Source organism: Micromonospora trifolii (assembly GCF_022229005.1).
Classification (GTDB): Bacteria; Actinomycetota; Actinomycetes; order Mycobacteriales; family Micromonosporaceae; genus Micromonospora; species Micromonospora trifolii.
The window spans coordinates 203,003-220,075 of the sequence record NZ_JAKKFD010000044.1; the positions used below are offsets into that span (position 1 = coordinate 203,003).

A 17,073-nucleotide genomic window follows, 5' to 3' on the forward strand; every position below is an offset into this window, starting at 1 on the left:
GGCCAGGAGATCACCTACACCGCTCACCGCGAGACGACCGATGCCAATCCTGGTGTCACCACCAGAGCCACTGGGCGTTATGCCGGTGCTGCCGGGTGGTGGGGATGGTGTCGACGACCCCGTCACCGCGATACTCCTGCGCGACCTTTCGACACTCATCTCGTGCTGCTCGGCGCTCTCTGCTAGTCCAGACGTGACTGATGAACCAGCGGGTTGGCCCACCGCCACCGACGAGAGATCGCAGGCCGGTCCGCGGATGATGCGGACCATCTTTGTCCGTACGAGACATGGTTGACCCCTTTCGGGGCCGCGAATGCGGCCACCTAAAGGGGGTGGAACGCGGCGCTCATTCGTACGCACAGGTCGACAACCACGATTAGCAGGATAGACCAAACCATCCGCCTGTCGGCATGAGCTCTACCCGCTCCTGGAACGGAGCTGCCACGCGGTTTCTCGACAGCTCCCTGGGACCGTCAGCTCTTGGGTGGCTGGCCATCCCCCGGGGGCTGGCCCGAGACCTCCCGATCCGGTGCTGCCAGAGCGGCCAGGGCCTCGGCACTGCGGCTGCCCGGCTCAGGCGTGCCGACCAGCAGTTGCTGACCGGGAGCATCCCGGACGTCAAAGGTCTGGTAGGTCAGCTCGACTCGCCCTGCCTCGGGGTGGTGTATGACCTTGAACATGCGAGTCAGGCCCTGCACGGTCTGGTCCGCCCAGAGGGCGCCGAACTCCGGCGACTCCCGTCGCATGTCAGTTACGAGCGCCCGGATCTGGAGATCTTCCGGGAAGAGGTCGGCATTGAGTCGTAGGGCGTGTACGACGTTCTCGGTCAGGGCCGGCCAGTCGGGGAAGACGGTGTGGGCCTGCGGATGCTCGAACAGCACCCGGGCCATGTTGGTTGGGCCCGTGAACGGGGACAGCAGGGCAGCCGCCACGCTGTTGGTGGCCAGCACTTGGAACGCTGGACTGAGCACGTAGGCGGCGGAGGTGGGAAAGGCGTCCAGCAGCCGCAGCAGGGCGGGGTGGACGGAGTCCCGGGTGTTGTCCGGGCCGAGGCGAGGGTGGAGCCGGGCGAGTCGGAAGAGATGGCCGCGCGCGTCCGGGTCGAGGCGCAGGGCCCGGCCGATCGCGTCGAGCACCTGCGCCGAGGGGTTGCGCTCCCGACCCTGCTCAAGGCGGGCATAGTAGTCGGCGCTCACCCCGGCAAGGACTGCGATCTCCTCGCGGCGCAGTCCCGGTACCCGGCGGTCGCCGCCCCCGTGCAGTCCGGCCTCTTTCGGGTCCACTCGGGCGCGGTTGGCCCGAAGGAATTCCCCGAGCCGGTTTGAATCGGGCATGTCGACCAGCCTAAGACTCCTGGCTGTGATCCCCGGCCAGCTGCCGGCTTCGCCGACCCGTGCGCTGAAATCGCCCAGGTCGAGGCGTACGGGACGGAGCACCCTGAATCGAATGACACGTACGTGGTGCCAGGGTGTCGCGCACCCAGGAAATCTCACCCTTCCCGGGCCCGCTTACCAGCCGGATGGTTGAGCAGCGGCGCTTGGCCGCAGGCCCGAAGCACAACAGGAGGATCAATGGGAGACAGTTCCGGCTCGAAGATCATTCTCATCACCGGTGCGAGCAGTGGTATTGGTGCGGCAACCGCCCGTCGGCTGGCCACCGACGGCCATCACGTCGTGCTGGGTGCCCGGCGCGTCGACCGGCTCGCCGCACTCGTCGACGAAGTGCGCGCCGCCGGTGGCACCGCCGAGCACCATGAGCTCGACGTCACGAGCCGTGACAGCGTGCTCTCCTTCGTCGAAGGCGCCCACAACCGGCACGGCCGCATCGACGTACTGGTCAACAACGCCGGCGTGATGGCCCTGTCGACCCTCGACGCGCTGCGGGTCGACGAGTGGGACCAGATGGTCGAGGTGAACCTGCGCCGCACCCTGAACGGCATCGCCGCCGCACTGCCGCTGATGCGGGCCCGCGGCGCAGGGCACATCATCAACATCGGCTCCACCGCCGGGTACCGCGTCGACCCGACGGCCGCGGTCTACTGCGCCACCAAGTACGCGGTCCGGGCGCTTACCGAAGGGCTGCGCCAGGAGAGCCGGGACGTCCGGGTAACCCTGGTGAGCCCCGGCTACACCCACTCGGAACTCACCGAGCGGGGAGGCGACCCTCAGGTGCGTGCTGCCGCCCACGCGGCGACCGAGGAGCTGGGAATGCCTGCCTCGGCAGTCGCCGACGCGATCGCCTACGCCATCACCCAGCCCGACAGCGTCGACGTCAACGAGATCATCATGCGGTCCACCGTGCAGGGCTGATCGCACACCACGAGGAGGGCACCCATGAATGAAGCACTTGAGATGACGACGTTCCGGCTCGTCTCCGGCCTCAGCGGCGCCGACTTCGTCAACGCCAACGACGACATCAACGAATACCTGCGACGGCAGCCCGGCTTCCGGTGGCGTCGGATCGTGCAGGACGACGACGGCACGATCACCGACATCGTCGCGTGGGACTCCGCCGCCGACGGCCGGCGCAGCGCCTCGGGGATCATGACCGAGATGGCCGGCTCCCCGGTGCACGCCACCATCGACCACGCCACGGTCGACTTCCGGATCGTCCCGGTGCTGCAATACACCAGCTGGCCCCGGCGCCCATACGTTCGCCGCACCTGGTCACCCCGATCGTGACCAACGCGAAAAGGCGGCCGACTTGCTGAACTGTGTCGTGCGCCGCACCCGGTCTGATCTGACGCATTAGACAACTTTCGAAAATATGTCTAGGCTGTCTAGCGTGAGCAACGTGGAGTTCAGCGACGACCCGAAGCGCGCCAGCATCCTGGCCGCAGCGGTCGGGGTGTTCGGCCGCTACGGATTCCAGAAGACGTCCATGGAGGCGGTCGCCAAGGCGGCTGGCATCTCCCGGCCGGGCCTGTACCTGATGTTCCCCAACAAGGAGCAGCTGTACCGGGCCACCATGCAGGGCGTCATGGAACGCGCCCAGCAGGCCATGGAGGAGCGCTTCGCCGACCAGGCGCTGAGCTTCGACGAGCGGATCGTGGCGGGCCTGGACGCGCTGATGGGTACGTACATCGACACCCAAGTGGCACGCGACCTCAACGAGCTGCTGGAGAACAGCCGGCCCCAACTGGGCTCGATGTTCCATGACTACCAGGAGCGGGCCCGCACCACGCTGAGCGCCCACATCGGCGCTCTCGCCCCGCCCGGCCTGCTTGACGCCGAACTGACCGCGGACGACCTGATGGACCTGCTCTTCTCCGCCGCGCTGACCTGGAAGTCGACAGCGGCCACCCGGGACGAATTCCGCGACCGGATCCGTCGGGCGCTGCGACTGATCCGCCGCGCCGCGGTCTGACCCCATCCCATCCCACCTCCCCATCGCAGGGTTTTCTGCGCCATAGGAGTTCCGAAATGTCACGAATCATCACCCCTTTCTCGGCCCAGTCGACCGCCGCCGAGGTGATCGCCGGCGTCGACCTCACCGGCCGTCGGGCGGTGGTCACCGGCGGCGCGTCCGGCATCGGCCTGGAGACCGTCCGCGCGCTGGCCAACGCCGGAGCCGACGTGACGGTGGCCGTCCGCGACACCGCCGCCGGAGAGCGCGCCGCCGCCGACCTCACAGCCGGCGGCACGCCGGGCACCGTCCGGGTCGCCCACCTCGACCTGGCCGACCGCGCCTCCATCGACGCCTTCGTCACCGGCTGGACGGGCCCGCTGCACATCCTGGTCAACAACGCCGGTGTCATGGCCCTGCCCGAGCTGACCAGGACCGCCGAGGGCTGGGAGACGCAGTTCGCCATCAACCACCTCGGTCACGCCGAGCTGACCCTGGGGCTGCACGACGCACTCGCCGCCGCCCACGGCGCCCGGATCGTCGTCGTCAGCTCCGCGGCGCACCAGCAGTCCCCGGTCGTCTTCGACGACATCCACTTCACCGCCCGGCCCTACGAGGCATGGTCGGCCTACGGCCAGTCGAAGACCGCGACGATCCTGTTCACCGTCGCCCTGGCCCACAGGTGGGCCGCCGACGGCATCACCGCCAACGCTCTACACCCCGGCGGCATCATGACCAACCTGCAGCGACACCTCGACGATGCGCAGCTGCGCTGGGTCGGCGCGGTGGACGAGCAGGGCAACCGCCTGCAGGTGCCGCCGGGCTGGAAGACCCCGCAGCAGGGCGCGGCCACCTCGGTCCTGCTCGCCGCCTCCCCCGAGGTCAACGGCGTCACCGGCCGCTACTTCGAGGACGCCAACGAGGCCCTGGTCATCGCCGAGCGCTCCGACGGCATGAGCGGCGTGCTGCCCTACGCCCTGGACGACAAGGACGCCGACATCCTCTGGAAGGAGACGCTGCGGCTCCTGCGGCGCTGAACACGGGGCCGACGAAAGTAGCCGGCACGTCACCCGCGGTCCACCGGGGCAAGGGTACTGGCAGTACACCGATGGGCAGAGATTCGCAGCGTCGCCGCACCTGTGGTGAGGTTGAGGTAGGTCAGCATCACGTAACCGGAGGCCATCATCTTCACCGTCAACGCCATCGCCGCGCCTTCTGCCACCGAACCGCTCGTGCGTACCACGATCGAGCGGCGGGACCTGGGCCCGCACGATGTTCTCATCGAGATCCGCTACGCCGGTATCTGCCACTCCGACATCCACACCGTGCGCGGCGACTGGGGCAGCGTTCCCTACCCGCTCACCGTCGGCCACGAAATCGTCGGCCGGATCACCGAGGTCGGCGCCGACGTCACCCGCCACGCCGTCGGCGACCGCGCCGGTGTGGGCTGCATGGTCAACTCGTGTCGCGAGTGCGAGAACTGCCGCACCGGAAACGAGCAGTACTGCCTCAAGGGCAACACCCAGACGTACGCGGGCGTCGACCGGGACGGCACCGTGACCCAGGGCGGATACTCGACCCACGTCGTCGTGAACGAGGACTTCGTCCTGCGGGTGCCGGAAAGCATCCCTTACGAGGCGGCCGCGCCGATGCTGTGCGCGGGCATCACCACGTACTCTCCGTTGGCGCACTGGAACGCCGGTCCCGGCAAGAAGGTCGCCGTAGTGGGCCTGGGCGGTCTGGGCCACATGGCTGTCAAGATCGCAGCGGCGATGGGCGCCGAGGTGACAGTGCTGTCACAGACGCTGTCCAAGAAGGACGACGGTCTGCGCTTCGGCGCCGAGCACTACCACGCCACCAAGGACCCGGCGACGTTCGAGGTGCTCAAGAACAGCTTCGACCTGATCATCAACACGGTCAGCGCACCGATCGACATGGCCAGCTACCTCGGTCTGCTGCGTCTGGACGGCACGCTTGTCAGCGTCGGTGCCCCGCCGGAGCCGCTGCCGGTGCCCGTCTTCGCGTTGTTCGGCAACCGACGCTCGTTCGCCGGCTCCAGCATCGGCAGCATCGCCGAGACGCAGGAGATGCTGGATTTCTGCGCCGAGCGCGGCATCGCTCCCGAGGTCGAGGTCATCGGCGCCGAGGCGGTCAACGACGCGTACGAGCGGGTGCTCGCCTCGGACGTGCGCTACCGGTTCGTCATCGACATCGACACCCTGCACTGACCTTCCCCGTTGTGCGCCAGGGCCCGCCGAACGGCGGGCCCTGACCGCAGTACCGGCAGACAGCATCGATCGCAGAAATATGACCCTGTCGAATTGGCGGCGAAGGTCAGGATCGGTGCCACTGCCCTGGCCGCACTCCGCTCCACCCTCAGCCGACGTGCCCAACGCGGACCGGACGCTCGTCGCCGACGGGTTCGCCTCGCTGACCACGATTGTCGCCTACGTGCTGTGCCGCGGGTGGTACACCTGGCGGCGCGGCGCGCTGGGACCGGACGACAACCGGTGACCCGCACGGGCCCGGACCGGCCCGTCTCGACTCCCGTCGTTCACAGCAGCTTGTCCTGATCGAAGGCCTGGTCGCGCATGCGCCGCCCGATGGCGTCGAAGACAGCGCTGCCGATGGCCACGGCCACGTGTCATTCATGCCGAAGCCGAGCATCAGCACGGCAAGGAGTCCCGAGATGGTCCATAGCAGCACCGCTGCGACTCGACGAAACCCTGTCGGGCTGAGGCCGGTAACAGGCACGGAGGTAAGGATCTTCACCGTCGCCGGCCCACGTACCGCGACCTAGGTAGTTCTTGCCGATGTGCAGCGGTTGCCGTCTTGGCACGATCGCATCTGCCGGGTGTGGATCTGGCGGCTCGCTCTCATGCCCGGCGATCCGATGGTCAGTGACCGCAGAGAGGCTTCACGATGGAGAACATTACGGACACCGACGAAGCCGGCATTGACGTGTCGGCCCCGGTGGTCAGCCGCCACAGCGTCACAGTGAACGTGTCGGCGGAAGCCGTGTGGCGGATCCTCACCGACATCGATGCGTGGACAACCTGGCTGCCAGAAATCCCTTACGCACGCGTGGAAACACCCGGTCCGCTCGCCCCGGGCTCCGTGTTCCGCTGGTCGGCCGCGGGCATGGAGATCGAGTCGACGATCGTTCAGGTACGGCCGCGGGAACGCCTCGTGTGGCGGGGATACGGTGACGGACCGGACGGGGTCCTCGGTGTCCACGTCTGGGCGCTCACTCCGGCCGGCGACGGTGTGGAGGTGTCGACCGAGGAGTCCTTCGCGGGCCCGCCCGTCGATGCCGACCCCGCGCCGTTCCAGGAGGGCCTCGACACGACCCTCGCCATGTGGCTGGAACGACTCAAGGGCGCCGCCGAGGCGGTGACCACCTCGTGAACAGTCGTGTGCTCGCCGCTGCGGCGGCAGTGGTCGTGGCCGGCCTCGTGGGCACCGCAGGTGCGCCGGCTCGGGCGGAGGTGAGGCCCGATGTCGGCTCCGACCAGGCGGCGGTGCGCTGTGCGGGAAGGACCGTCGACACCGCGGCGAAGATTCGCTATCGGACGGAGACGACGATCAACGCTCCGCTACGGACCATCTGGAAGCTGCAGACCGACGTGGAACGTTGGCCGTCGTGGCAGAAGCCGGTTTCCTCCAGCAAGCGGCTCGATCGTGGCCCACTGCGTCCCGGTTCATCGTTCCGATGGAAGACACCAGTCCGCGAGACCCCGCTGAATCCCGCCACCACCCTCGTCGTCACGTCCACCGTTCGCCAGCTTCTGCACCAGAAGTGCCTTCGATGGAACGGCCCGGCGGTCGGAGCGGGGCTGCGCATCGACGAGGGGGTGCACGTCTGGACGTTCACCGAGATCGACGGTCGGGTTCTCGTGCGTACCGAGGAGACCTGGCGCGGCGACCAGGTGGAGCAGGACGTCGAATTCTCCACCGTGGCTCTCGGGGCGGGCCTGGAAACGTGGCTGACGGAGCTGAAGACGCGTGCCGAACGGGGGTGTGATCGGGGCCCGGCGCTGACGTGACCCAAGGGCCCCGCCGGTCTCATACCGGCGGGGCCCTTTCGTCGCTCGGTCGGCCCGGCTCCGTCAGCGGAGTAGTTCTCGTAGCTGCCGGCGTGAGGTGATGCCCAGTTTGCGGTAGAGGTTGCGCAGGTGGGCGTCGATCGTTCGCGGGCTGACGAACAGCAGCGCGGCGACTTCCCTGGTGCCTGCGCCGGAGGCGACCTTGCGGGCGACGAGTAGTTCGCGGGCGGTCAGCCCTGCGAGCGGATCGGCGTCGTCGGCCAGGGTCGGCTCGCCGATGGCATCCAGTTCGCGGGCGGCGCGGCCGGCGAACCCGCGCGCGCCGATCGTGGAGAGCAGTTCGTGCGCGGCGCGCAGCTCCACCCGCGCCTCGGCGCGACGGCCGACCCGTCGCAGCCACTGTCCGTAGAGCAGTCGGGCACGCGCGTAGTGGACCCGCATCCTGCTCCCGGCGAAATGGCCGATCGCCGCACGGTAGTGGTCCTGCGCGCCGAGCCCCGGGTCGAGCAGCGCACACGCCAGCAGATGTGCGCCCGTCGTCCACGCGTTCGGGTTGACCCGTGCGACATCCCCGATCCAGTCAGCTGATTCCTTGGCTTCTTCGGGACGTCCGGCGTACGCGGCGGCTTCAACCAGCTCATGGTGGAAGCCGGTGACCGCGTACGCGCCGCGCCGGTGGTGGTCCCGTACGAGCAGCAACGCGTCGAGCGCGGCCTCATGATCGCCGCTGCCGTTGCACAGCACGCTCTCCGCGTAGTGCAGCGCGGTGAAATTCACCCCCACCCAGCCGCGCAGCTTCTCCCGGATCTCGCGGAACCGGTCGACGTCCCCGCTCCATGCGGCAAGCATCAGGTCGGACCCGACGAGGTTGGACGTCCCGGCGGCCTCATCGACCGCACGGGCCTCGATGATGCAGACCTACGCGTCGGCGAAGCGGCCCACGATCGTCCGCGCTGCCGCCTGGAAGCGCAACGCATGGGGAAGGATCGCGTAGGCGCCCTGTGCCCGGGCGAGTTCCACCTGACGGTCGGCGATCTCCTCCATGGCGTCGCTGTCGCCGAGGTCGACGCTCAGCACGCAGGCGCGTTCCATCCACCACGGATCCGCGCCGGACGTGCGGGCGTGGTCCCGGAAGGCGTCGACCGTGCGGCGCATCAGGGGCATCGCCAAGTCCACCGGGCGGAGGTGCTGCTCGACCAACGCCTGCAGCAGCAGATCGACCGGACGTGGCGGCTGACGCTGGGGTACCCGTTCCCGGATGTGCAGGGCGAGCCGCCGTAACCTCCCCGGCTCGTCGACGCTGAACATGAGCGACGCGAACGCCTCCAGGTAGGTCTCGCGGACCTCATCGGGCCCCACGCCGTCGGCCGCCTCGATGAGCGCGATCGTCGCCGGGATACTGCGCGCCACGTGATAGTCGATCGTCGCGCGTAGCAGTCGCACGGCGCGGCGGTCGACGGGGTCCGGCTGGAGACGCTCGGCCTCGTCCACCAACTCCCGGGCGGCAGAAGGTTCCCCCGAACTCATCCGCGCCCGGGCCGCGGTCAACAACCGGCGGGCCTGGCGCGACCGACCGGGCGTCAGTCGGGCCGCGCGCTCGAGAAAAGCGGCCACGGCAGCGAATCCGCCTCGGCGCTGTGCCCGTCCGGCCGAACGCTCCAGCTCGGCCGCAGTCTCCTCATCCGGGCCGGTGATCGCGTTCGCCCGGTGCCAGACGCGACGGTCGGGATCGACGTCGGCGTCCGTACCGGCGGCGAGCGCCGCGTGTGCCTGCCGTCGCGCCCCGGCGCCAGTCGATCGGTACACCGCGGAACGCGCCAACGGGTGCCGGAAGTGCACCCGGGGCCCGGTCACCAACAGGCCGCTGTCCTCGGCCGCGGTCAGGTCCGCGGCGTCCAGCCCCTGGATCGCCATCGCACGGCGCAGCAGAACGGGGTCACCTGTCGGCTCCGCCGCGGCCAGCGCCAGAACCGCGCGCGTGGGTGCCGGCAGCCGCAGGAACCGGCTCACGAACCGGTGCTCCACGGCGCGGTGCCCGGCGTCCCCGGGTAGCCCGAACGGTCCGGCGTCGCGTGCGAACTCCACCAGGGCGAGAGGGTTGCCGGCTGCTTCGGCGAGGATCCGTTGCACGATCGCTGCCTCGTGGCCGAATGGTGCCCGATACCGCAGCAGGGTGAGGGCTTCCGAATCGGAGAGCCCGGTGAGAGTGAGGGCGGGCAGGCGACCGAGCCCCGCCACCGAGGCGGCGTCGCGGGCAGCGAACACCATGGCGACCCGCTCCGCCGCCACGCGTGCCGCGACGAAGGCCAGTACCTGCCGCGAGCCGGCGTCGACCCACTGCACGTCGTCGACCACGCAGAACACCGGCCTGCGCCGGCCTACCGCACTCAGCAGGCCCAGAACGGCCAGGCCGACCAGGATCGGAGTCGGCGTGGCCCCGGCCTGCAGCCCGAAGACCGCGTCGAGCGCGCTCCGCTGCGGTACGGGAAGCCCAGCGCGGTGCTCGAACACGGGCGCGCACAACTGGTGCAGAGCCGAGTAGGGCAGTTCGCTCTCGAACTCGACACCACCGGCCCGCAGCACCTGCCATCCGTCGAGCCGCGAAGCGGCCGCAGCGATGAGCGTCGACTTGCCGATCCCCGCGTCACCGAGAACGAGCATCGCCCCGCCACGGCCCCGCGCCGCAGCAGCCGTCACCGAGACGATCTCGCCCAGCTCCGCCTCGCGAGCGACGAACAATCCCGACCTGATATCTGTCATCAGCTTCTGCGTGTCGCCGGACGAATGGTGCCCTCCGGTTGTTCGGCCCCACCGATGGTATCCAGAGCAGCGCACCGACCGGGACGGGCGCCGGGTCCGGAGTCGGCGCTCCTACGAGGGCAACTCGAACAGTTCCAGCTGGATGCCGTCGGGGTCACGGAGATAGAGAATCTTCGTCCCAGCCAGCGCCCCCGCTTCGACGCCATCGCCGTCCTGAAGCACGACCGGGTCGGCGTTGACGTGCACGCCCCGCTCCACCAGGTCGCGGTGCGCCGAGTCGAGGTCGTCGACCTCAAAACACAGGTGCATCACCCCAACGTCAGAGTTGCGCCCGGTGAAGGGCCTCGGCTGCGGGCTGTCGTACTGGATGAGTTCCAGCAGGACGTTGTCACCGGCCAGCGCGAACGACGCCCGCATCGACGCGTTCTCGACCTCGACAACCGCACCGATCGCCGGGTTCGTCGCCGCGATCGTCACGCCGTTCGGCACGATGCCGAGGACGTCCTCGTACCACCTCACCGACCGCGTCAAATCGCTGACCGGCACTCCGATGTGATGCATCCTGGTCACTCTGCTCATGATCCCCATCCTGAGGGGCCGAGCCACCACTGTGGAAGGCACAGATGTTCCGCGTATCGCTGGTACCACCCAGCGATGGCGGATCATGGGGTTCATGAATGACCTCGGAGCCGCGCTGCGGGCCTGGCGGGATCGCATGGATCCGGCCGCGGTCGGTCTCACTCACGCATCACCTCGCCGCGTCGCCGGGCTACGGCGCGGTGAGCTGGCAGCACTGGCCGGCATCTCCCCCGAATACGTGGCACGCCTCGAACAGGGTCGGGCCGCCACACCATCGGCGCAGGTGTGCACCTCCCTGGCCCGCGCGCTACGACTCTCCGACGACGAGGAGGCGCACCTGATGCGCCTTGCCGGCTTCGCCGCGGCCCCGGACCGGATACCCCACCTGATCCCCACCAGCCTGCACCGCGTCATCGACCACCTCGACGACACCCCGGTGGCCGTCTACGACGCCGTGTGGCGGCTGCTGCATTGGAACCGGCTGTTCGCAGCCGTCTTCGGCGACCCCGCCGGCGCCGCCGCCGACGAGCGCAACGCCTTGATCGTCCAGTTCGAATCCCGAAACCCCCGAGTCCGCCAGACCGACACCGAGCGCGCCTACTTCGAGCATTCGTTGGTGGCCGACCTGCGCGCGACCAGCGCCCGTTATCCGAACGATCCCGACGTGGCGGCACTGATCTCGCGGATGGCCGGGAACGACAGGTTCTGCCACCTCTGGGCCCTCCGCGCGGTGGCCCATCACGAGAGCGCGCACAAGACCGCCGTACACCCGGACGTGGGCGCCATCCCGCTGGACGCCAACGTCCTGACCACCCAGAACACCGACCTGCGCCTCGTGGTCCTCACGCCTCGGCCCGACACCACCGCTCGCGAGAAGCTGGATCGGCTGGGTTGACGAGACCGGATCCGGGCCTCGATGCCGCTCAGGCAATAGGCGGCGTCCGAACTCGCCCGTCACCGCGTCCGCGTTGACCCCGTCCGCATGTCAATCCCGAAAGGTAGCGGCGGATGGGACGCCGGCCAGCCAACCCCGGCCCGAATAGGCTATTTCTGCCGATGCGGGGCTCCGTTGCCGCTCGTCTCCGTGGTCGAGGTCTCAGCACCGCACACGTGGCACATCGAGCCGGCGCTCGGTCTTGGAAGGGGGCCTATGCGTCGTGTAAGAGGAAGTCGGTCACAAAACAGGTGACGTCTCCGCTCCGCGTGCGGCCGACCCAGGTCCGATAGGTCCGGTCGCCCTCTCCAGCGGGAAACGCAACCAGGACGTTCTCTTCACCCTCGTCGCCGGAACAACCATCCACCTCCGAGCGCGACCTCGGCATCGCCGCCGTCACGGAGGCTGCCCGGCAACGCCTTCTCCCAGCTCGCCGCCAGCTCATCCCGGACACAAAGCCGTGCCGCAGCGATGAGTCCCTCCATCACTGGCCCACAGGGGACCTGACGCAGACCACCGAGGAAGAGGTCCTCGAAGGTCTCGAAGGTGCCCGCGCGTACAACGTCGTGTCGTTGTCCACCCCTGTGGGCGACGGCGAGCGCGGCACCGAACTGGGCGAGATGTTGGGCGGCGAAGACGCCGAGTTCGCCCACGCCGAGCTGCGGGTGGCCCTCGGCCCCGCGCTGACCACACTCGACGAGCGGGAACAGAAAATCCTCACCCTGCGCTTCTACGGCTACAAAACCCAGAGCGAGATCGCCGACCAGATCGGCGTCTCGCAGATGCACGTCTCGCGCCTGCTGGCCCGCGCGCTGGTCAAGCTACGCGCACACCTGGCCGACGTCGCCTACTGATCGCCCGACCTACTGCGAAATTCAGCCGCACGCTCGCACGGCAGGAGGCGCGCAGCTCCTATTGACAGCACCTGGACGCCACAGGCCCATGGTCGACACGGCCAGCCACGAGGAAGACTGGTCAATCATCGTGGCTGGCCGCCTACGGTCGTAGGCTCGTGCATGTGAACACCGCCGCCGACGCCACCGGCACCCAGTCCTCCGCACTGCGCATCCTGCTGGTCGAGGACGACCCGGCCGACGTCGCACTGATCGAAAACGCTGTCGCGGCGCGTGGTCTGCCCACCGAGCTGCACCAGGTCGGCGACGGCGAGGAAGCCATGGCATTCCTTAACCGCACGGGCGCCCACACTGACGCGCCACGCCCCGATCTGGTCATCCTCGACTTGAACATGCCCCGGATGAACGGTCGCGAGGTCCTGTCGGCGGTCAAGTCCGACGACCGGCTGAAGGCGATCCCCATCGTGGTGTTCACGACCTCCGGCATCGACGCGGATGTTCTGGCCAGCTACTTCGCCCACGCCAACGCGTACGTCACCAAACCCCTCGACCTTCCTACCTTCGAGCGCGTCGTCAGCGACATCCACCGCTTCTACAGCAACGTCGCCTCACTTCCTCCCGCACCGCCGGACCTCGGCTAGGTCACGGGGCTGGCATTGCCGCAGACGATTCCAGCCTTCCGCAGTTAGCACCCGCCGGCTCTGGTCATCGATGAGCCCGATCAGGTGTTCCAGCGCGATTGATGCCTCAGGTGGATTGCGCTGTGCAGAAGGTGCGAAAGTTGAAGGAAAGACCGAATGCCGCTGGCCCTGACCTCACGTTGGGTTGGCCGCGCCAGAGCTGTCCGCGGCCAGCTCGCCGAACCAGCGGTGATCGCGGCGGAACACCTCGCAGATCGTGAGCCCAGCTGCCGATGCCACCCCGGCGACCGCCATCGTGTCGAGCCGCGCCCACCGGAAAGGTGGCCCGAGGCGCGATCCACCGCCGGCGGACTGAAGGGCCAGGTGGGCCTGACCGCGCCACAGTCCCGGACCTGGTGCTTCGAGTTCGACGAGCACGGTGCCGCCGGGACGCAGCAGGTCGTGGCAGCGGGCGAGCAGGGTGAGGGGATCACCGCCGATGCCGATGTTTCCGTCGATCAGTAGCACGTGCGCCCAACGTCCCTCGGCGGGCAGCGGGGCGAAGACATCCCGCTGGAGGGCGATCGCGCCTCGGGCCCGGGTCAGGCGGACCGCTTGCGCGGAGATGTCGACTCCGACCGCTGTCAGTCCGGCCCGGGTGAGGGCCAGTGTGAGTCGGCCTGGACCGCAGCCCAGGTCGAGGGTCGGCCCGGTGCACCGGGCGACGAGTGCGGCCACCGCCGGCTCGGCGTGGCCGTGCCACCGGCGTACCGGTAGGCGGCTGCGCCAGCCGTTGTCGCCGTGCATCAGCCAGGGGTCGTCGGTGCGGCACCGTAGAACGCTGCCGAATGCGTCGGTCGGTCTGGCCCGGATCCTGCGGCTCATCGTGGGATCCCGGACGTCAGGCTGCGCCGGACCGCCGTGACCTGGCGCGCGAAGCGGCTGCCGGTACCGGGCCGCGCCGGGCGGTCCTCCGGGTGGGCCGCGTCCTGGCCCCCGGGCTGCCCGGGCAAGCCGGCCGCGGCCCGCTCAGGACGACCGTCCGCAATCACGTCGGTCGACCACCCCGACGCGCCGCCGGAAGTCGACGCGGCCACCGCCAGCGCGTCAGCCCACTCGTCGACGTCTTGGAGCAGGGGTAGGGATTCGTCGACGCGCACACCCCCCTGGCGTAAGGCCGCGATGGTGTGGTGTCCGGTCAGTGCGGTGGACATCGGCACCGTACGAAGCACGGCGGCGTGCCGCGGGTTCTGCAGACCCAGCGCCCACCACCCACCGTCGATGGCGGGGCCGAGCACGGCGTCGCTCAGGGTGAGGCGGTGGACGGCCGCGTCGAGCTGCGCCGGCGTCAGCTGTGGCGTGTCCATGCCGATCTGGAGCACCGGTCGACCCGAGTAGGCGTCAGCCACGTCGGCATGGGCGTTGGCGAGACGGTTGCCGAGGTCGGTGCCGCGCTGCGGCAGGATCTGCCAGCCGACGATCGCGGCGGTCAGCTCGGCGGCATCTTCGGCGTCGGCGAGCCGACCATGAAGGGCGAGGACGGGTGTGACACCGGGTGTGGCGCGTACGGTGTCCAGACTGTCCAGCAGTGCCGCGGCGGCGATCCGGGCCGCCTGGAGATGGCTGGCCGGTGGACAGAGACGGGTCTTGACCGCCCCCGGCACGGGTGCCTTCGCCATCACCAGCAGGACGGTCACCGCGACCGCTCCACCGCGCGCAGTACCCCGGCGAAGTCCCGGGTCGCGCGGAGCGTGCCGCGTACCGAGCCGGAGACCTTCGACCGGGTGCCGGCGGCGCGGTGCGAGTACCGCACGTCGAGTTCCCGGATCCGCCAGCCCGCGGCGGCGGCGCGGATAAGGAGTTCCAACGGGTATCCGAACGCGCGGTCGGTGACTCCGAGGCCGAGCAGCGCTTCGCGGCGTGCCACCCGAATCGGACTGAGGTCACGCAGCGGTACGCCCCGGTGCCGCAGCAGCGCCGCGACAAGCGCGGTGCCGGCGCGGGCATGCCACGGCCAGACACCGGCGGCGACGGGCCGACGACGACCGACCACCAGATCGGCCGCGCCGCTGGCCAGCGGCGCGACCAGCGCTGGGAGTTCGGTGGGATCGAAGGAGCCGTCGGCGTCGAGCACACAGACCAGTTCGGCCTGCGCCGCCTCCAGGCCGGTGTGTACGGCGGCGCCGTAGCCCCGGCGCGCTTCGTGGACGACCCGGGCGCCGTGTCGGGCCGCGATCTCCGGTGAGCCGTCCCGGGAGCCGTTGTCCACCACGATCGCCCGGTAGCCGGGCGGCAGGGCGGCCAGGACGCCGGGTAGTGCCGCGGCTTCGTCGAGACACGGCAGTACCACGTCGATCGGTGATGGCATACCGGAAACGCTAGGACGCCAACCCGCCCGACATGGGCTAAATCGGACCATCAGCATCCTTGCCGGCGTCGCTCCCATATCGAACGGTGATGTCCTGCCCGTTCCCGCACCACCGGGCCGGCGATGGCCGTACCGTCCGGTCGTCATGAATGTGCTCGCGCCCCTACGGCGGGGACCGGAAGTGCCCGCCCGACGCGTCCACGCCGACCTGGTGGTGCTCGGCGTCGAGGTCGCGTTGGTCGCCGCCGCAGTGGCGGTGGGGCTGCTGCTCAACGCGCGCGGTGTCGGTCTGCACGCCGACGCCGCGCCGCTCTACGCCACCTGGCGTCCGCACCTGGGCTGGGGTACCCCGGCCGCGTTGCTGGTCGCCGCCGGGGTGCTCGGCTGGGGCGTACGGTGGGCCCGGACCGCCGGGTGGGGGCGGCTGCTGGTCGCGGCCTACCTCGCGGCGGTCGCGTGGACGATGTCATTGGCGCTGGTGGACGGCTGGTCGGCCGGCTTCACCCGGCGACTCACCCCGCAGGCCGAATACCTGCACGAGGTGCCCCGGGTCACCGACATCACGACCATGCTGGCCGGCTTCAGCGCTCGGATTCTCGACTTCCAGCCGGAGGCGTGGTCCACGCACACCGCCGGCCATCCACCGGGGGCGCTGCTGGTCTTCGTCGGGTTGGACCGGATCGGCCTCGGCGGCCCCACAGCCGCCGCCCTGGCATGCGTGCTGGTGGGAGCGACGGCGACCGTGTCGGTGCCGGTGACGCTGCGGGCACTCGGTGCGGAGGAAGCGGCCCGCCGAGTGCTGCCGTTCCTGGTGCTGCTGCCCGGCGCGATCTGGGTGGGAGTCTCGGCCGACGGCATCTTCACCGGGGTGGTCGCGGCCGGGCTGGCCCTGCTGGCGGTGCGCGGACTGGCTGCCGCCGCAGTCGGGGGCCTGTTCCTCGGCTTCGCCCTCTACCTGTCGTACGGCTTCGTACTCGTCGGCGTCCTGGCCCTGGCAGTGGTGGCGCTGCGGCCGCGGGACCGCTGGCCGGCGTTGCTCGCGGCCCTGGCCGGGGCCGGCACGGTGGTGGCCACGTTCACCCTGGCCGGCTTCTGGTGGCTGGACGGCTACCACCTGGTGGTCGAGCGGTATCACCAGGGCTGGGCCGCGGATCGCCCGTACGGCTACTGGGTGTGGGCGAATCTGGTGGCGCTTCTGCTCTGTGCGGGCCCGGTGCTCGGGCCCGCGCTGCGCCGGACCGTGCTCGCGTCGGCCTGTTCGGCGCGGACCCTTGCCACGCGATGGCGCGGGCCGGACCGAGCTGCGGGTGTCACCCGGCTTGACGCCCTGCGGGGCGCCGGGCCCACGGTGCTGATGCCGCTGGCCGCCGTGCTGGCGGTCGGCGCGGCCGATCTTTCCGGACTGAGCAAGGCGGAGGTGGAACGGATCTGGCTACCGTTCGTGGTCTGGCTGCTGGTGGCCGCCGCCCACCTGCCACCGCCCGCCCAACGGTTCTGGCTGGCCGGGCAGGCGGTCACCGCTCTCGCGGTCAGCCACCTGCTCTGGACGGTGTCCTGAACCGGCGAC

General features: G+C 69.8%; 17 protein-coding genes and 2 pseudogenes. 12 read left to right on the forward strand and 7 right to left on the reverse strand.

Annotation, left to right across the window (positions count from 1 at the left end):
* Window positions 1–473 precede the first annotated feature (473 nt).
* The gene (locus tag NIE79_RS25685) at window positions 474–1,334 is read right to left on the reverse strand and encodes a helix-turn-helix transcriptional regulator (protein WP_238680993.1); all 861 of its coding nucleotides are present in this window, start codon (window positions 1,332–1,334) and stop codon (window positions 474–476) included.
* Between the two features lie 237 nt (window positions 1,335–1,571).
* Between NIE79_RS25685 and NIE79_RS25690 the strand changes: the two genes are divergently transcribed.
* The 8 genes from NIE79_RS25690 to NIE79_RS25720 all read left to right on the forward strand — a co-directional run bounded on the left by NIE79_RS25690 (window position 1,572) and on the right by NIE79_RS25720 (window position 7,391).
* A complete protein-coding gene (locus NIE79_RS25690; protein ID WP_238680994.1) occupies window positions 1,572–2,309 on the forward strand; it encodes an SDR family oxidoreductase in 738 nt (245 codons plus the stop codon).
* 24 nt (window positions 2,310–2,333) lie between these two features.
* Complete coding sequence (locus tag NIE79_RS25695) at window positions 2,334–2,681, forward strand: DUF3291 domain-containing protein (RefSeq protein WP_238680995.1); 348 nt, start codon at window positions 2,334–2,336, stop codon at window positions 2,679–2,681.
* Window positions 2,682–2,784: 103 nt separating this feature from the next.
* Window positions 2,785–3,366: a TetR/AcrR family transcriptional regulator gene (locus NIE79_RS25700; protein WP_238680996.1), complete on the forward strand. Its 582-nt coding sequence runs from the start codon at window positions 2,785–2,787 to the stop codon at window positions 3,364–3,366.
* Window positions 3,367–3,422: 56 nt separating this feature from the next.
* Window positions 3,423–4,382, forward strand: a complete 960-nt coding sequence (locus NIE79_RS25705) for an SDR family NAD(P)-dependent oxidoreductase (RefSeq protein ID WP_238680997.1) — start codon at window positions 3,423–3,425, stop codon at window positions 4,380–4,382.
* 147 nt (window positions 4,383–4,529) lie between these two features.
* The gene (locus NIE79_RS25710) at window positions 4,530–5,573 is read left to right on the forward strand and encodes an NAD(P)-dependent alcohol dehydrogenase (protein WP_238681172.1); all 1,044 of its coding nucleotides are present in this window, start codon (window positions 4,530–4,532) and stop codon (window positions 5,571–5,573) included.
* 157 nt (window positions 5,574–5,730) lie between these two features.
* Complete coding sequence (locus NIE79_RS33800) at window positions 5,731–5,859, forward strand: hypothetical protein (protein WP_274524623.1); 129 nt, start codon at window positions 5,731–5,733, stop codon at window positions 5,857–5,859.
* Window positions 5,860–6,267: 408 nt separating this feature from the next.
* Window positions 6,268–6,753 carry an SRPBCC family protein gene (locus tag NIE79_RS25715; protein WP_238680998.1) on the forward strand — a complete coding sequence of 162 codons (486 nt, stop codon included), beginning with the start codon at window positions 6,268–6,270 and terminating at the stop codon, window positions 6,751–6,753.
* Window positions 6,750–7,391: an SRPBCC family protein gene (locus NIE79_RS25720; RefSeq protein WP_238680999.1), complete on the forward strand. Its 642-nt coding sequence runs from the start codon at window positions 6,750–6,752 to the stop codon at window positions 7,389–7,391. Before NIE79_RS25715 ends, NIE79_RS25720 begins: the two co-directional genes overlap by 4 nt.
* Window positions 7,392–7,454: 63 nt before the next feature.
* On the opposite strand, the gene NIE79_RS25725 is transcribed toward NIE79_RS25720, so the two are convergent.
* The 3 genes from NIE79_RS25725 to NIE79_RS25735 all read right to left on the reverse strand — a co-directional run bounded on the left by NIE79_RS25725 (window position 7,455) and on the right by NIE79_RS25735 (window position 10,826).
* The gene (locus NIE79_RS25725; RefSeq protein WP_238681000.1) at window positions 7,455–8,240 is read right to left on the reverse strand and encodes a helix-turn-helix domain-containing protein; all 786 of its coding nucleotides are present in this window, start codon (window positions 8,238–8,240) and stop codon (window positions 7,455–7,457) included.
* Window positions 8,241–8,309: 69 nt separating this feature from the next.
* Complete coding sequence (locus NIE79_RS25730; RefSeq protein WP_238681001.1) at window positions 8,310–10,151, reverse strand: AAA family ATPase; 1,842 nt, start codon at window positions 10,149–10,151, stop codon at window positions 8,310–8,312.
* Window positions 10,152–10,262: 111 nt separating this feature from the next.
* The gene (locus tag NIE79_RS25735; protein WP_238681002.1) at window positions 10,263–10,826 is read right to left on the reverse strand and encodes a VOC family protein; all 564 of its coding nucleotides are present in this window, start codon (window positions 10,824–10,826) and stop codon (window positions 10,263–10,265) included.
* Here NIE79_RS25735 and NIE79_RS25740 point away from each other — a divergent pair.
* The 3 genes and pseudogenes from NIE79_RS25740 (at window position 10,825) to NIE79_RS25750 (ending at window position 13,159) form a co-directional block, all read left to right on the forward strand.
* Window positions 10,825–11,625 (forward strand): helix-turn-helix transcriptional regulator, encoded by an 801-nt coding sequence (locus NIE79_RS25740; protein WP_238681003.1) that lies wholly within the window; start codon window positions 10,825–10,827, stop codon window positions 11,623–11,625. The genes NIE79_RS25735 and NIE79_RS25740 overlap by 2 nt on opposite strands.
* Before the next feature lie 554 nt (window positions 11,626–12,179).
* A pseudogene (locus NIE79_RS25745) lies at window positions 12,180–12,518 on the forward strand (sigma-70 family RNA polymerase sigma factor); the annotation flags it as partial.
* A gap of 164 nt (window positions 12,519–12,682) precedes the next feature.
* Window positions 12,683–13,159: a response regulator gene (locus tag NIE79_RS25750; protein ID WP_238681004.1), complete on the forward strand. Its 477-nt coding sequence runs from the start codon at window positions 12,683–12,685 to the stop codon at window positions 13,157–13,159.
* Window positions 13,160–13,333: 174 nt separating this feature from the next.
* On the opposite strand, the gene NIE79_RS25755 is transcribed toward NIE79_RS25750, so the two are convergent.
* The 3 genes and pseudogenes from NIE79_RS25755 to NIE79_RS25765 all read right to left on the reverse strand — a co-directional run bounded on the left by NIE79_RS25755 (window position 13,334) and on the right by NIE79_RS25765 (window position 15,506).
* The gene (locus NIE79_RS25755; protein ID WP_238681173.1) at window positions 13,334–13,945 is read right to left on the reverse strand and encodes a class I SAM-dependent methyltransferase; all 612 of its coding nucleotides are present in this window, start codon (window positions 13,943–13,945) and stop codon (window positions 13,334–13,336) included.
* 266 nt (window positions 13,946–14,211) lie between these two features.
* Window positions 14,212–14,835, reverse strand: a pseudogene (locus NIE79_RS25760) (TIGR04282 family arsenosugar biosynthesis glycosyltransferase); the annotation flags it as partial.
* Complete coding sequence (locus tag NIE79_RS25765) at window positions 14,832–15,506, reverse strand: glycosyltransferase family 2 protein (RefSeq protein ID WP_238681006.1); 675 nt, start codon at window positions 15,504–15,506, stop codon at window positions 14,832–14,834. The pseudogene NIE79_RS25760 and the gene NIE79_RS25765, both read right to left, overlap by 4 nt.
* Before the next feature lie 145 nt (window positions 15,507–15,651).
* Here NIE79_RS25765 and NIE79_RS25770 point away from each other — a divergent pair, with 145 nt between their 5' ends.
* Window positions 15,652–17,064, forward strand: a complete 1,413-nt coding sequence (locus NIE79_RS25770; RefSeq protein ID WP_308193228.1) for a hypothetical protein — start codon at window positions 15,652–15,654, stop codon at window positions 17,062–17,064.
* The last annotated feature ends 9 nt before the right edge of the window (window positions 17,065–17,073 follow it).

What these genes read in the sequence shown, in the direction of transcription:
- NIE79_RS25685 (WP_238680993.1), bottom strand. Translation starts at nt 1,334, where the DNA reads ATGCCCGATTCAAACCGGCTCGGGGAATTCCTTCGGGCCAACCGCGCC.
- NIE79_RS25690 (WP_238680994.1), top strand. Translation starts at nt 1,572, where the DNA reads ATGGGAGACAGTTCCGGCTCGAAGATCATTCTCATCACCGGTGCGAGC.
- NIE79_RS25695 (WP_238680995.1), top strand. Translation starts at nt 2,334, where the DNA reads ATGAATGAAGCACTTGAGATGACGACGTTCCGGCTCGTCTCCGGCCTC.
- NIE79_RS25705 (WP_238680997.1), top strand. Translation starts at nt 3,423, where the DNA reads ATGTCACGAATCATCACCCCTTTCTCGGCCCAGTCGACCGCCGCCGAG.
- NIE79_RS25715 (WP_238680998.1), top strand. Translation starts at nt 6,268, where the DNA reads ATGGAGAACATTACGGACACCGACGAAGCCGGCATTGACGTGTCGGCC.
- NIE79_RS25725 (WP_238681000.1), bottom strand. Translation starts at nt 8,240, where the DNA reads ATGCTTGCCGCATGGAGCGGGGACGTCGACCGGTTCCGCGAGATCCGG.
- NIE79_RS25730 (WP_238681001.1), bottom strand. Translation starts at nt 10,151, where the DNA reads ATGACAGATATCAGGTCGGGATTGTTCGTCGCTCGCGAGGCGGAGCTG.
- NIE79_RS25740 (WP_238681003.1), top strand. Translation starts at nt 10,825, where the DNA reads ATGAATGACCTCGGAGCCGCGCTGCGGGCCTGGCGGGATCGCATGGAT.
- NIE79_RS25735 (WP_238681002.1), bottom strand. Translation starts at nt 10,826, where the DNA reads ATGAACCCCATGATCCGCCATCGCTGGGTGGTACCAGCGATACGCGGA.
- NIE79_RS25755 (WP_238681173.1), bottom strand. Translation starts at nt 13,945, where the DNA reads ATGCACGGCGACAACGGCTGGCGCAGCCGCCTACCGGTACGCCGGTGG.
- NIE79_RS25765 (WP_238681006.1), bottom strand. Translation starts at nt 15,506, where the DNA reads ATGCCATCACCGATCGACGTGGTACTGCCGTGTCTCGACGAAGCCGCG.
- NIE79_RS25770 (WP_308193228.1), top strand. Translation starts at nt 15,652, where the DNA reads ATGAATGTGCTCGCGCCCCTACGGCGGGGACCGGAAGTGCCCGCCCGA.